This window comes from Streptomyces sp. NPDC001443 (assembly GCF_053597355.1).
Map to the genome: position 1 here is coordinate 150,094 of NZ_JBSFIA010000005.1, position 13,386 is coordinate 163,479.

Here is a 13,386-nt window from a genome sequence, read left to right on the forward strand (position 1 = left end):
TCCCGCGCACGGCACCTCGCACCCCCGCGCGCACCCTGCCCCCACGCCCCTGCCCGCACCCCGAACCGCCCGCGCCCCGCCCCCGCACCCAGGGCCCGCGGCCCGCCCTCCACGCCCCTGCCCGCACTGCGCGCGCCCCGACCCGTGAGCCACCCGCGCCCCGACCCGTAGGCGGTCCCGTGTCCCGCACTCCGGCCCGGGGTGCTCCGCCGTCGTGCGAGACTTGCCGTCGTGAGTGCGAACGGAAGCCCCGCGGGCCAGCAGCCGACAGCGACGTACGACAGCCCCTTCCTGAAGGCGTGCAGGCGTGAGCCCGTGCCGCACACGCCCGTGTGGTTCATGCGGCAGGCCGGTCGCTCCCTGCCGGAGTACCGCAAGGTGCGCCAGGGCGTTCCGATGCTGGAGTCCTGCATGCGCCCCGAGCTGGTCACCGAGATCACGCTCCAGCCGGTGCGCCGGCACGACGTGGACGCGGCGATCTTCTTCAGCGACATCGTCGTCCCGCTCAAGGCCATCGGCATCGACCTCGACATCAAGCCCGGCGTCGGCCCGGTCGTCGAGCGGCCGATCCGCACCCGCGCCGACCTGGCGCAGCTGCGCGACCTGACCCCGGACGACGTGCCCTACGTCGTCGAGGCGATCGGCCTGCTCACCCGCGAACTCGGCGGCACCCCGCTGATCGGTTTCGCGGGCGCGCCGTTCACCCTCGCGAGCTACCTCGTCGAGGGCGGCCCGTCGCGCACGTACGAGAACGCCAAGGCGATGATGTACGGCGACCCCGAGCTCTGGGCCGACCTGCTCGACCGTCTCGCCGACATCACCGCGGCCTTCCTGAAGGTCCAGATCGAGGCGGGCGCGAGCGCGGTCCAGCTGTTCGACTCCTGGGCCGGCGCGCTGGCCCCGGTGGACTACCGCCGCTCGGTGATGGCCGCCTCCGCGAAGGTGTTCCGCGCGGTCGAGGGGTACGGCGTCCCCCGCATCCACTTCGGTGTCGGCACCGGCGAGCTGCTCGGTCTGATGGGCGAGGCGGGCGCGGACGTCGTCGGCGTCGACTGGCGGGTGCCGATGGACGAGGCCGTCCGCCGGGTCGGACCGGGCAAGGCGCTCCAGGGCAACCTGGACCCGACCGTCCTGTTCGCCGGCCGTGACGCGGTCGAGGCCAAGACGCGCGAGGTCCTCGACGCGGCCGCGGACCTGGAGGGCCACATCTTCAACCTCGGCCACGGAGTCATGCCGTCCACCGACCCGGACGCGCTGACCCGGCTCGTGGAGTACGTCCACACCCGCACCGCCCGCTGAGGCGCCTCACCAGGAGTGCCGGGGTCGCGCCCGCCTGCCGAACAGCAGGCCGCGCGGCTCCGGAGGCGGTGGGGTGCCGGGCCGCAGCGGCCAGGCGAGCAGCATCCCGGTGAGGAAGCCGACGATGTGCGCCGCGTACGCCACCGTGCCCACCTCGGAGACGCCCTCGCCGGACGAGTACACCGCCTGGAGCACGAACCAGAAGCCGAGCACCAGCCAGGCCGGCAGCCGCAGCGGCAGGAAGACCAGGAACGGGACGAGCACCCAGACCCGCGCCCTCGGATACAGCACCAGATAGGCGCCCAGCACGCCGGCGATCGCCCCCGAGGCGCCGATCAGCGGGTCGGTCGACGCGTCGTTGAGCAGTGCGAAGCCGTACGAGGCCGCGTAGCCGCAGGCGACGTAGAACAGCGTGAAGCGGATGTGCCCCATGCGGTCCTCGATGTTGTTCCCGAAGATCAGCAGGAACAGCATGTTGCCCAGCAGATGCAGCCAGCTGCCGTGCAGGAACAGCGCGGTGAACACGGACAGAGGCGGGGACTTGGCGTAGCCCGGCGGTCCGACCACGCAGCCCGGCCCCTGTGCGCCGGCCCCGACGGCCCCCGTGGGGACGGTTCCCGGAAGCTGATGGTGGATCAACTCCCGTGGCACCGCCGCGTAGTGGTCCAGGAACGCGTGCAGGTGACAGAGCCGGGACAGATGGTCGCCGGCCGCCGCGGAGCCGGCGAGGCCCGGCGTGAACAGGAACACCAGGACGTTCGCGGCGATCAGCGCGTACGTCACCCAGGGGGTGCGGCGCACCGGGTTGACGTCGTGCACGGGGATGACCACAAGGGACTACTGCCCGCGGGACGCCGGACGAACCGGTGGACGACGGGCCGGTGAACACCCGCGTCCGTACACGCGTATGAGTCGTCAACCGCCCGCGGTCCGGGGAAGGCGTGACGCGGGGACGACGTGAGGATCAGGCGATGAACGACGGAGTTACCGCTCAGGCTCTGCCCGCGATCCACGCACTGCCTGACGGTGAGGCGGAGATCTCACTGGTGGTGCGGCTGCCGTGGGAGGACGTGGCCCGGCTCGGCCAGGAGGCGGGGCGGCTCGCCGCGCAGCTGAAGCGGCCGGTGACCCTCGACGAGGCGGTCGGCAACCGGCTGCGGACCGTCAGGGCGTCGGCGGCGCACGCGCGGCCGGCCGGCGAGCAGCCGGCCGCCACCGCCACGGCCGCGAGCGCGTCCGTGGCCTCGCTGCCCCGGATCACCGGCACGGCCTGAGCGTTCCGTCCCGGGCCCCGGAGCCGCGGGACGGCCCGAGCGCACCGCCCCGGCCGCCGTGGTGCACCGGGGCCGTCAGGCGGGGCGCACCTTGGCCGCCGCCTTGCGGGCGGCCACCAGCACCGGGTCCCACACCGGGGAGAAGGGCGGCGCGTACCCCAGGTCCAGGGCCGTCATCTGTTCCACCGTCAGGCCGGCCGTGAGGGCGACCGCGGCGATGTCGACCCGCTTCGCCGCGCCCTCCCGGCCGACGATCTGCACGCCGAGCAGCCGTCCCGTACGGCGCTCGGCGAGCATCTTCACCGTCATGGGCGAGGCGCCCGGGTAGTAGCCCGCCCGGCTGGTCGACTCGATGGTGACCGCCTCGAAGCGCAGCCCGACCCGGTGCGCGTCCTTCTCGCGCAGCCCCGTGCGCGCGATCTCCAGGTCGCAGACCTTGCTCACCGCCGTGCCGACGACGCCGGGGAAGGTGGCGTAGCCGCCGCCCGCGTTGGTGCCGATGACCTGGCCGTGCTTGTTGGCGTGGGTGCCGAGCGGGATGTGCCGCTCCTGTCCCGAGACGAGGTCCAGCACCTCCACGCAGTCGCCGCCCGCCCAGACGTTCTCGTGGCCGCGCACCCGCATCGCCAGGTCGGTGAGCAGGCCGTGGTGGCTGCCCAGGGGCAGTCCGGCGGCCCGTGCGAGGGCCGTCTCCGGGCGTACGCCGATGCCGAGCACGACCACGTCGGCCGGGTACTCCGCGTCCTCGGTGACCACCGCCCGTACCCGCCCGTCGTCGCCGGTGAGCACCTTGGTGACCTCGGCGTCGTTGACCATGGTGATGCCGAGGCCCTCCATCGCCCGGTGCACCAGACGGCCCATGTCGGGATCCAGCGTCGACATGGGCTCCGTGCCGCGGTTGAGGACCGTCACCCCGTAGCCCCGGTTGATGAGCGCCTCGGCCATCTCCACGCCGATGTAGCCGGCGCCGACGACCACCGCGCGTCGGCCACGCGTGCGTGCCAGGGTGTCGAGCAGGGCCTGGCCGTCGTCGAGGGTCTGCACCCCGTGGACCCCCGGGGCGTCCATGCCCGGCATCTCGGGACGCGCCGGCCGGGCCCCGGTCGCGATCACCAGCTTGTCGTACGACGTCCAGGACTCGGCGCCGCTGTCCAGGTCACGCGCGCGTACCCGCTGCCCGGCGGTGTCGATCTCCGTGACCTCGGTGCGCATCCGCAGGTCGATCGCCCGTTCGCGGTGCTCCTCGGGCGTGCGGGCGATCAGTTGGTCGCGTTCGGTGACGTCGCCGCCCACCCAGTAGGGGACGCCGCACGCCGAGTAGGACGTGAAGTGGCCGCGTTCGAAGGCCACGATCTCCAGCTCGTCCGGACCTCTGAGTCGGCGGGCCTGGGACGCCGCGGACATTCCCGCGGCGTCGCCGCCGATCACGACCAGTCGCTCTGCCCGAGGGCTCACACGGCTCATGCTCATACGAACACGCTACGGGGGACGGGCATTTCGGTGCTGTCGGTTCAGTGCTGATCGGGTCCGCTCAAGGTCGGCCCGTTCCGGTCGGGTCCGGTCGGAACCGGTCCGTCCGGTGCGGTCCGGTGCCGGCGCCGGGGCCGGACCAGGCGCAGCCACGCCAGGACCAGCAGCGCCGCCACGGCCGCGAACGGCAGGGCCGCGCCGAACGCCACCGCGAGCCAGCGCAGCATCGTCACGAACGCTCCCCAGCCACCCGCGAGCGCGTCCGTGAACCCGGGGTCCTCGTCCTTCTTCTCGGCCTTCGGCACCGGCTTCTCGAAGAGGGAGAGCGTGATGGTGGCCATGCTCGTCCGGTCCTTCAAGGACGCCTGCTGGGCCAGCAGCGACTCCAGATCGGCCTCGCGGGAACTCAGTTCGCCCTCCAGGGTGACCACGTCGGAGAGTTTGGTCGCCCGGTCCATCAGCTCGCGGATGCGGGCCACGCTGGCGCGCTGCGACTTGACCCGGCTGTCGACGTCGACGACCTGGTCGGTGACGTCCTGGGCCTTCGCGGTGCGCTCCAGGAGCTTGCCCGTGCCCTCCAGACCGGCGAGGACCTCGTCGTAACGGTCGACCGGCACGCGCAGCACGACCCGGGTGGTCTCGCCGCTGTCCGTGTCCTGGGTGGACCGGGTGGTCGTCTCGTCGCCGACGTAGCCGCCCGCGTTCTCGGTGGTGGTGCGGGCCGAGTCGAGGGCCTTCGCGGCGTCCTTGACCCGCACGGTCAGCGTGGCGGTGCGGATGATGTGGCTGGTGGACAGGGCCGGCGGCGTGCCGGTCTTCGCCTTGCCGCTGCCGCTGCCGCTGCTGCTGCCGCTGCTGTCGGCGGCGCCCGACCGGGCCTGCGAACCGGTGTCCGTCTGCGCCTCGGGCCCGGCCGCGGCCTTGGCGTCGGAAGCGGTGGCGGACTTGTCGTCCGCGCCCGCGCTGCATCCCGCCAGGGCCAGGGCCGAGACGAGCAGCAACCCGGCCAGGGCCCGGGCGGAACGCCGTACGGAAGGCGGCGCGGAACGCCGTGCGGAACGTGGGGCGGGGTGTGGTGCGCGCATGTGGGTCTCCCCCCGGGGCGGTGACGACTGACGCTCCTTCGACGCCGCAGCGGCCCGGGACGTTTGCGGCGGCCGGTCGCGATGCGGTCACGGTCGGGACTCGTCCAGGACACCGGGGGCCCGCGGGGCTGCCGGAGGGCCCTGAGGGAGTGCCCGAAGGGCCGCGCGAGGGTGCCGAACGGCTCTGAGGGAGTGTCGGAGGGCTCTGAGAGAGTGGGGTCATGAGCGCAACGGATACGGGTACGGGCACGCAGCATGTCGTCGTCGTGGGGGCAGGGATCGCGGGGCTGGCCGCCGCCCACCGGCTGCTGGAGCGCGGGGCGCGCGTGACCGTGCTGGAGGCGTCCGGCCGGGTCGGCGGCAAGCTGCTGCCGGGCGAGATCGCGGGCGCGCGCGTCGACCTCGGCGCCGAGTCGATGCTGGCCCGCAGACCGGAGGCGGTGGAGCTGGCGCGCGAGGTGGGTCTGGCCGACCACCTCCAGCCGCCGGCCACCGCGACCGCCTCGATCTGGACCCGGGGCGCCCTGCGTCCGATGCCCAAGGGCCATGTGATGGGCGTCCCCGGCACCGCCGCCGCGCTGGCCGGAGTGCTGTCCGACGAGGGCCTGGCCCGTATCGACGACGACGCCCGCCTGCCGCGCACCGAGGTCGGCGACGACGTGGCGGTGGGGGAGTACGTGGCGGCCCGGCTCGGCCGAGAGGTCGTCGACCGGCTGGTGGAACCCCTGCTGGGCGGGGTCTACGCGGGCGACGCCTACCGCATCTCGCTGCGCTCCGCCGTCCCCCAGCTCTACCAGGCCGCGCGCACGCACGACTCGCTGACCGAGGCGGTCCGCGAGATCCAGGCGAAGACGGCGGCGAACCAGCAGGCCGGGCCCGTCTTCATGGGCATCGCCGGCGGAGTGGGCCGGCTCCCGCTCGCCGTCGCGGAGTCGGTGAAGGCGCGCGGCGGGGAGATCCGGCTGAACACTTCGGTGCGCGGCCTGCGCCGCACCGGCGACGGCTGGCGGATCCTGACCGACGGCCGCACCGAGGAGGCCGACGCCGTCGTCCTCGCGGCCCCCGCCCGCGACACCGCCCGCCTGCTGCGCGAGGACTGCCCCGCGGCCGCCGCCGAACTGGACACCGTGGAGTACGCCTCGATGGCCCTGATCACCCTCGCCTACCGGCAGGGCGACGCGGCCGCCCTGCCCGAGGGCAGCGGCTTCCTCGTCCCGCCGGTGGACGGGCGCACCATCAAGGCGTCGACGTTCGCCTCCCGCAAGTGGGGCTGGATCGCCGACGAGGACCCGGACGTGGTCGTGGTGCGCACCTCGGTCGGACGGCACCGCGAGACCGAGATCCTCGAGCGCGACGACGCCGCCCTCGTGGCGGTCTCCCGGCACGACCTGAAGGCGGCCACCGGCCTCGACGCCGTCCCCCTGGAGACCCGGGTCACCCGCTGGACCGACGGCCTGCCCCAGTACCCCGTCGGCCACCACGCGCGCGTGGCCCGCGTCCGCGGGCACGTCGCCGCGGTCCCGGGCCTGGCGGTGTGCGGCGCGGCGTACGACGGGGTCGGCATCCCGGCCTGCATCGCGAGCGCGTACGCGGCGGTCGACCAGCTCGGCGGCGACCTGCGCGGTGTGCAGGAACTCACCGCCAACCCGGTGCAGAGCCTGCACGGCGGAGCGGGAGAATAGCCGCATGAGTGAAGATGCCCCCACCACCGAGTCCGGCAGGATCCCGAACAAGGGCAAGCTGGCCAAGGACCTCAACGAGGTCATCCGCTACACGCTGTGGTCCGTCTTCCGGCTGAAGGACGTGCTGCCCGAGGACCGCGCGGGCTACGCCGACGAGGTCCAGGAGCTGTTCGACCAGCTCGCCGCGAAGGACGTGACCATCCGCGGCACCTACGACGTGTCCGGCCTGCGCGCCGACGCCGACCTCATGATCTGGTGGCACGCCGAGACCTCCGACCAGCTCCAGGAGGCGTACAACCTCTTCCGCCGGACGAAGCTGGGGCGCGCTCTGGAGCCGGTCTGGTCGAACATGGCGCTGCACCGCCCCGCCGAGTTCAACCGCTCGCACATCCCGGCGTTCCTCGCCGACGAGACGCCCCGCAACTACGTGAGCGTCTACCCGTTCGTGCGCTCCTACGACTGGTACCTGCTGCCCGACGAGGACCGCCGCCGGATGCTCGCCGACCACGGCAAGATGGCCCGCGGATACCCCGACGTGCGCGCCAACACGGTCGCCTCGTTCTCCCTCGGCGACTACGAGTGGATGCTGGCCTTCGAGGCCGACGAGCTGTACCGCATCGTCGACCTCATGCGTCACCTGCGTGCCTCCGAGGCGCGGATGCACGTCCGCGAGGAGGTCCCCTTCTACACGGGCCGCCGCAAGGACATCGCCGAGCTGGTCGCGGGCCTGGCCTGAGCCCGCTCCGGGGGCCTGCCGCAAGGCAGGCCCCCGGCGGCCGGCCGTCAGCCCCGTACCGGCTTCGACCGCGTGGCCGGCTTCGCCTTCGTGCCCGGCTTCGGCGTGGGCACCGGCTCCGGACGCGGTGCGCAGGACGCGCGCCGGTCCGGCAGCCGGTCCTCCAGCAGATACGCCTCCAGATGGCCGTTGACGCAGCGGTTGGGACCGCCGGCGACACCGTGCGTGCCGGCGTCCCGCTCGGTCACCAGCACCGAGCCCGCCAGCCGTCGGCGCAGCTCCAGAGCGCCGTCGTAGGGCGCGGCCGCGTCCCGCTCGGCGGCCAGGATCAGCGTCGGCGGCAGCTCGCCGGGGCCGGTCCGCACGTCCAGCGGCTGCTGCCGCGGCACCGGCCAGTAGGCACACGGCAGGTTCGCCCAGGCGTTGTCCCAGGTCTCGAACGGCGCCACCCGAGCGAGCCGCGTGTTGTCGCGGTCCCACACCTTCCAGTCCGTCGGCCAGGGCGCGTCGTTGCACTCCACGGCCGTGTAGACGGCGCTCCCGTTCTCCGCCTCGGCGGCCGACCGCGTGACCGGCGCCGCCTGGGCCACCAGCGGCCGCGGGTCGCCCTTCAGATACGCCGACAGCGCCGCGGCACGCGAGGGCCAGTACGTGTCGTAGTACCCGGCCCGGAGGAACGCGTTCTGCAACTGGGCGGGGCCGACCTTCCCGCCGGCCGGCCGGGCGGCCAGCCGGGCCCGCGCCTTCTCGTAGCTGTCCGCCACCGCCGCGGCCGTCGTGCCCAGTCCGTACACGTCGTGGTGGCGGGCGACCCACTCCCGGAAGTCCGCCCAGCGCTCCTCGAACGCCGCCGACTGGCCGAGGTTGTTGCGGTACCAGATCTGCGCGGGATCGGGGTTCACCGCCGCGTCGAACACCATCCGGGCCACGTGCGAGGGGAACAGGGTCGCGTACAGCGCCCCGAAGTAGGTGCCGTACGAGGCGCCCAGGAACGTCAGCTTCGGCTCGCCGAGCGCGGCCCGCAGGACGTCCAGGTCACGGGCGTTGTTCAGGGAGGTGTAGTGGCGCAGCGCGCTGCCCGACCGCTTCGCGCAGCCCTGCGCGTACGCCTTGGCCCGTGCGACGCGCTCCCGCTTGTACGACTCCGAGGGGTGCACCGGCGCCGGGGCCGGTCCCTTGAAGAAGTGCCCGGGGTCCTGGCAGGACAGCGGTGCCGAGCGGCCGACGCCGCGCGGGGCGTAGCCGACCAGGTCGTAGGCGGCCGCGATGCGCTTCCACTGCGGGAGCGTGCCGGCCAGCGGGAAGTACATGCCGGAGCCGCCGGGTCCGCCCGGGTTGAAGACCAGGGCGCCTTTGCGCGGCACCCGGCGCTTGCTGTTGTGCGGGTCGCGGTGGGTGGCCGGCACCCGGCTGACGGTCAGCTCGATCTGCTTGCCGTCCGGGTGGGCGTAGTCGAGCGGGACGCTCACCGTGCCGCACCGGAGGCTGTCCGGCGCGTCCCGCAACTCGGTGCACGCGCCGAAGCGGACACCGGTCCCGGCGGCGCGGGCGGCGGCCACCCTGGTGCCCTCGCGCTCGGTCGTCGTGGCGGGGGCGCCGGTGCTGCCCCCGGCCGGACCGGCGGCGAGAACGGCCAACAGCAACGACCCGGCGGCCGAGTGGACGACGGCTGCTCTCATCGCGGATCCCTTCGAGGCACGGCGGCGACAAAGGGGATGTTTCGTGGGGGTGCGGGGGAAGGCAAGCACCGCCTGCCGGTGTCGGCGCCAATGCCTCCGCGCGCCCCCGCCGGGCGCGGGCGCGGTCAGTCGTGCCAGTACGGCGTGCGCTGCCCGAAGGCCGCCCGCAGTTCGGGCTCGCCGACGGCGCGGACCCCGCGCACCGCGACCGACGTGAGGTAGGTGCGGTCGTCGCCGGGGCCGCCGCCCTGCCGCACCAGGGCGCCCAGCAGCCGCTGCCCGGCCGGCGAGGCCCAGCGCGAGTACGGGTGGACCTCGACCCGCGCGATCACGAGGCAGCTCAGGGTGAGCGCGAGGGGCAGTCCGAACCAGAGGGCGACCAGGGTGCGCGGCATGTCCGGCTGGCCGGGCATCGACAGCGCGACGGCGCCCAGCGCCAGGACGGCCAGCGTGGCGGCCCGCACCTGGCGGACGCCCGACGCCACCGTCGTACGGGCCCCGTCGGGTACGGCCAGACCCGCGCTCACCAGCCGGTCGGCGAGGCTGCGCACCGCGTCGGCGGCGGCCGCGCCGCTCCGCACGGGCGCTATGCGCGACTGACCCTCGGGTCCGATCGCCCCGATGACGGACCGCTCCATGTCGTCCCGCCCGCGCGGATCGACGACGGTCGCCCAGCCGGTGTGCGCGAGCAGCAGCCGACGCTGACGGGCCATCGACACCAGGGTCAGCTCGGCGACCCGGGCGGGCCCGCCGGACAGGAACGCGGCTTCGTAGAGCGTCAGATCGTGGGTCGCGTCCGGGGCCGTGTCGACGGCGGCCACGCGTGCGGCGGCCAGGCACAGGCGGGTGCACGAGACGGCGGCCACGGCCCAGGCCGACACCAGGAAGAGGACCCAGAACATGCCGTGTTTCTATGCCAAAGGCACCGTGGGGCGCCATGCCCTGTTCACGATCCGGACGGAGCGTTGTGGGTACGTGACGTCACGGAGGAGGGCCGGAGGTGGCCGGCGGCAGCGGGTAGGACGGGGAGGCGCTCGGCCCCGGCGTGGCCGGGACCCCGCCCGCGGGGGCGGTCGTCGGGTCGAGCGGTACGGGGAAGTGGGTGACCGCCGGTGGGGTGCTCGTGCCGTCCGCCTCCCGGGCCAGGGCGTCGAAGTCGACGTATCCGGTGGCCTCCAGGATCCTGATGTGGTCCAGCTCGGTCGTGATCGTGTCGTCGGCGAGGTCACGCACCAGGGAGTTGCGGGTACCGGCCCGCACCTGGGCGACGAGCGCGAACACCTGGCCGTGCGCGAGCCGCAGGACGTCGGCGAACCCGCGGTCGTAGTCCGTGCCTCTCGCCGCGTCCAACTCCTCCAGCCAGGACCGCTGTTGCGCGTCGGGTTCGTCGGGCGGCACCAGCCCCAGCCGCGCGGCGACGTCACGTACCCGCGCGTCCAGGTAGGTGTGCCCCTCGACCAGGCGCTCCCCGGCCGTCCGTACGGCCCGCGTGGTGCCCTTGCGCGCGGCCTGGCGCCCCGCGGGCAGCTCCCACAGGCCCGCCAGCCGGACCTTCGTGACGAAGTCGCGGTCGAGACCGGACAGCGGCCCGTACCGCGTCGGCACGGTCTGTGAGCCGAGCACGTCCACACCGGCCGGGCGTCGGTCGGTGTACGACCAGATCGGGTAGAGCAGCGCGCACATGGTGGCGGCGAGACAGACGATGATGAGGCCGGTGCCACTGAACGGGCCTCTGCCGGGCACGGGGGGTCGGGGTCGTCGCATGGTGCCTCCTGTTGCGGCACCGCACGCTAACCGGCTTCGGTGAGGGGCAGCCGGGTTATCGCGGCTTCTACGCCGACTGCCGTACAGGAGAAGAGGGTTGCGGCTCCCCCGGTGGCTCAGTGGCGGCTCAGCGGGCGGCGCAGCGCCTGACGCGTCACGCGGGCGAGCCGCACCCCCGGCCGGGCGGAGCGCGGCGCCGGACCCGACCGCTCCAGCCACCACTCCCGCAGCGCCCGCCGGGTCCGCCCGTCCGCCGGCCGCCCGGCGAGCAGCAGGTCCGCCACGAAGTCCAGCGCGTCGCGCCGGTAGCCGCCGGTCATCGGACGGCGCTGGGCGTGGCCGAGGAACAGCGGCCGGTACCCGTCGCCGAGGATCTCCGGCAGTTCCGGTGCGACCTTCGCCACGACGTCGGCCCGCTTCCCGGCCAGCGCCCGCGCCTGCACCCCCAGACGCACCCGGTCGAACCCCTCGGGCGCGGGCGTCCCCGCCACCAGCGCGGACAACAGCGCGGTCTCGGCGAGGGCGAGGCGCTGCCGGGCCGGGTCCAGGTGCCCGGTGACGGGGGAGTCCGCGGCCGGCGGCGCGGGCGCGGGCCGGTCGGCCGCGGCGGCCCGTCCCTTCTCCAGGACGTCCCGGATCGCCCCCAGTTCCCGTTCAAGCTCCCTCGGCTCGGGAAAGTTCTCGTCCCGCTCCAGCAGGACGCCCGGCGGAGTCACCCGGGAGGCGAGGTCGGCCAGGATGTCGAGGACCGGCCGGGGCACCGGGTGGGCGTGGCTGTCGTGCCAGACGCCGTCCCGTTCGAAGCCGCCCGCGACATGCACGTACGCGATGGCCTCCAGGGGGAGCGCGGCGAGCGCCGCGGCCGGGTCCTCACCGCGGTTGACGTGGTTGGTGTGCAGGTTGGCCACGTCGACGAGCAGTCGCACACCGGTACGGTCGGCCAGCTCGTACAGGAACTGCCCCTCCGTCAGCTCCTCGTCCGGCCAGGAGAACAGCGCGGCGATGTTCTCGACGGCGAGCGGCACGGGCAGCGCGTCCTGCGCGACACGGATGTTCTCGCACAGCACGTCGAGGGCGTCCCGGGTGCGCGGGACGGGCAGCAGGTGACCGGCCTCCAGCCGCGGGGAGGCGGTCAGCGGTCCGCCGGCCCGTACGAACGCGATGTGCTCGGTGACCAGCGGCGCGCCCAGCGTCCCGACCCGCTCGGCGAGAGCGGCCAGCCGGCCCTCGTCGGGGCGGTCGGCGCCGCCGAGTCCCAGTGAGACGCCGTGCGGGACGACGGTCACCCCGCGCTCGCGCAGCCGTCGCAGGGAGGCGGGGAGGTGGCCGGGGCACAGGTTCTCCGCCACGACCTCGACCCAGTCGACGCCCGGCATGCGTTCCACCGCGTCGGCGATCTCCGGCCGCCAGCCGATTCCCGTCCCGAGTCGCTCCATGGTCCCCTCCTCCGGGGCCCCCGCCGGCCCCCGCCGCGGCCCCTCCCTGGTGACGGAGGTATCGCCCCGGCGCAGAGCACCGAACCCTGCCGCTCTCGTCTTCAGAGCAACATTTGAGGTTCGGACGGAGGGCCGCCGGGCCGTCGGGGCGCCGGGCGAGGCCGCCGACCTACCGGGCCGTCGGGGCGCCGGGCGAGGCCGCCGACCTACCGGGCCGTCGGGCTGCCCACCCCGGGCCGTGACTACCGCAGGGCGGGATGTTCGGCGATCACCGTGCAACTGCCCGGCGCGATCTCGGTGAAGCCCGCGTCGCGCACCAACGGCAGCCCGCTGCCGGACAGTTCGCGCCAGCGCAGGGGATCGGCCGTGCGTACGGCGAGGGGGAAGCCCGCGTCGCGCCAAGCGCGGCGCTCCTCGTCCGACAGTTCCCACCAGGCGAGTTGGGCGCCGTGCCCGGCCTGGGCCATCGCCTTGCCCGCCGACATCGGCACCTCCGGGTTGAACCACAGCACCGGTGTGCCGGGCGCGGCTTCGGCCGGCGGCCGGGGGTCGTCGAGGTCGGTGCCGGAGACCTGGAGCTTCACCAGTTCCTTGGGCCAGCCGTCCAGCGGGACGGGCGGGAACACCCGTACCTCCGCGGACTCACCGGTGACCGTGATCCCGGGCAGCGCCTCGGCCCGGCGCCATTCGGACCCGCGCGCCCGCCGCACGACCTTGCGGATGCGGGCGTCCTGCCAGTCCCGGACCGCCTGCGCCCAGACGCCGTCGCCCGCCGAGCGTTCGTCGTCCAGCATCCTGAGCACCGCGCGGGCGGCGGTCTCCAGCGCGTCCGTGCGCTCGGGCGGCTCGGCCCGCTCGATGCGCACCACCAGCGGCAGGACGTACTGGGGTGCCTGGTCGCGGATGCTGGGCTCGGACCGGAAGGGACTGTCGGCGAGGGGTGTCGGATCGGGGCTCACGA

The 13,386-nt window shown here is 74.3% G+C and carries 12 protein-coding genes; 4 read left to right on the plus strand and 8 right to left on the minus strand.

Annotated elements, in window-relative coordinates; all coding sequences use genetic code 11:
- The first annotated feature begins 231 nt into the window (after positions 1-231).
- Positions 232-1,299 (plus strand): uroporphyrinogen decarboxylase, encoded by a 1,068-nt coding sequence (hemE, locus tag ACWC24_RS08640; RefSeq protein WP_450662080.1) that lies wholly within the window; start codon positions 232-234, stop codon positions 1,297-1,299.
- Between the two features lie 6 nt (positions 1,300-1,305).
- Here the strand turns inward: hemE and ACWC24_RS08645 are convergent, their stop codons facing one another.
- Entirely contained in the window at positions 1,306-2,130 is an 825-nt protein-coding gene (locus ACWC24_RS08645) for a rhomboid family intramembrane serine protease (protein ID WP_450662081.1), read from the minus strand.
- A 140-nt stretch (positions 2,131-2,270) separates the two neighbouring features.
- Between ACWC24_RS08645 and ACWC24_RS08650 the strand changes: the two genes are divergently transcribed.
- On the plus strand, positions 2,271-2,573 hold the full coding sequence (locus tag ACWC24_RS08650) for a hypothetical protein (protein WP_450662082.1): 303 nt from the start codon (positions 2,271-2,273) through the stop codon (positions 2,571-2,573).
- Between the two features lie 75 nt (positions 2,574-2,648).
- Here the strand turns inward: ACWC24_RS08650 and ACWC24_RS08655 are convergent, their stop codons facing one another.
- Together ACWC24_RS08655 and ACWC24_RS08660 are read right to left on the minus strand one after the other, a co-directional pair.
- Positions 2,649-4,037 (minus strand): FAD-dependent oxidoreductase, encoded by a 1,389-nt coding sequence (locus tag ACWC24_RS08655; RefSeq protein ID WP_450662185.1) that lies wholly within the window; start codon positions 4,035-4,037, stop codon positions 2,649-2,651.
- 47 nt (positions 4,038-4,084) lie between these two features.
- Entirely contained in the window at positions 4,085-5,128 is a 1,044-nt protein-coding gene (locus ACWC24_RS08660; protein ID WP_450662083.1) for a DUF4349 domain-containing protein, read from the minus strand.
- A 221-nt stretch (positions 5,129-5,349) separates the two neighbouring features.
- Between ACWC24_RS08660 and hemG the strand changes: the two genes are divergently transcribed.
- Positions 5,350-6,810: a protoporphyrinogen oxidase gene (gene hemG / locus ACWC24_RS08665; RefSeq protein ID WP_450662084.1), complete on the plus strand. Its 1,461-nt coding sequence runs from the start codon at positions 5,350-5,352 to the stop codon at positions 6,808-6,810.
- Positions 6,811-6,814: 4 nt separating this feature from the next.
- Positions 6,815-7,546, plus strand: coding sequence for a hydrogen peroxide-dependent heme synthase (hemQ, locus tag ACWC24_RS08670; protein WP_152894641.1), 732 nt, complete (start codon positions 6,815-6,817; stop codon positions 7,544-7,546).
- 47 nt (positions 7,547-7,593) lie between these two features.
- Here the strand turns inward: hemQ and ACWC24_RS08675 are convergent, their stop codons facing one another.
- The 5 genes from ACWC24_RS08675 to ACWC24_RS08695 all read right to left on the minus strand — a co-directional run bounded on the left by ACWC24_RS08675 (position 7,594) and on the right by ACWC24_RS08695 (position 13,384).
- The gene (locus ACWC24_RS08675; protein ID WP_450662085.1) at positions 7,594-9,225 is read right to left on the minus strand and encodes an alpha/beta hydrolase; all 1,632 of its coding nucleotides are present in this window, start codon (positions 9,223-9,225) and stop codon (positions 7,594-7,596) included.
- Between the two features lie 125 nt (positions 9,226-9,350).
- The gene (locus tag ACWC24_RS08680) at positions 9,351-10,127 is read right to left on the minus strand and encodes a TIGR04222 domain-containing membrane protein (RefSeq protein WP_450662086.1); all 777 of its coding nucleotides are present in this window, start codon (positions 10,125-10,127) and stop codon (positions 9,351-9,353) included.
- A 79-nt stretch (positions 10,128-10,206) separates the two neighbouring features.
- Complete coding sequence (locus ACWC24_RS08685) at positions 10,207-10,989, minus strand: DUF4142 domain-containing protein (protein WP_450662087.1); 783 nt, start codon at positions 10,987-10,989, stop codon at positions 10,207-10,209.
- Positions 10,990-11,105: 116 nt separating this feature from the next.
- Positions 11,106-12,425: a DUF692 domain-containing protein gene (locus tag ACWC24_RS08690; RefSeq protein ID WP_450662088.1), complete on the minus strand. Its 1,320-nt coding sequence runs from the start codon at positions 12,423-12,425 to the stop codon at positions 11,106-11,108.
- Positions 12,426-12,667: 242 nt separating this feature from the next.
- The gene (locus ACWC24_RS08695) at positions 12,668-13,384 is read right to left on the minus strand and encodes an aminoacyl-tRNA hydrolase (RefSeq protein WP_450662089.1); all 717 of its coding nucleotides are present in this window, start codon (positions 13,382-13,384) and stop codon (positions 12,668-12,670) included.
- Positions 13,385-13,386: the final 2 nt, after the last annotated feature.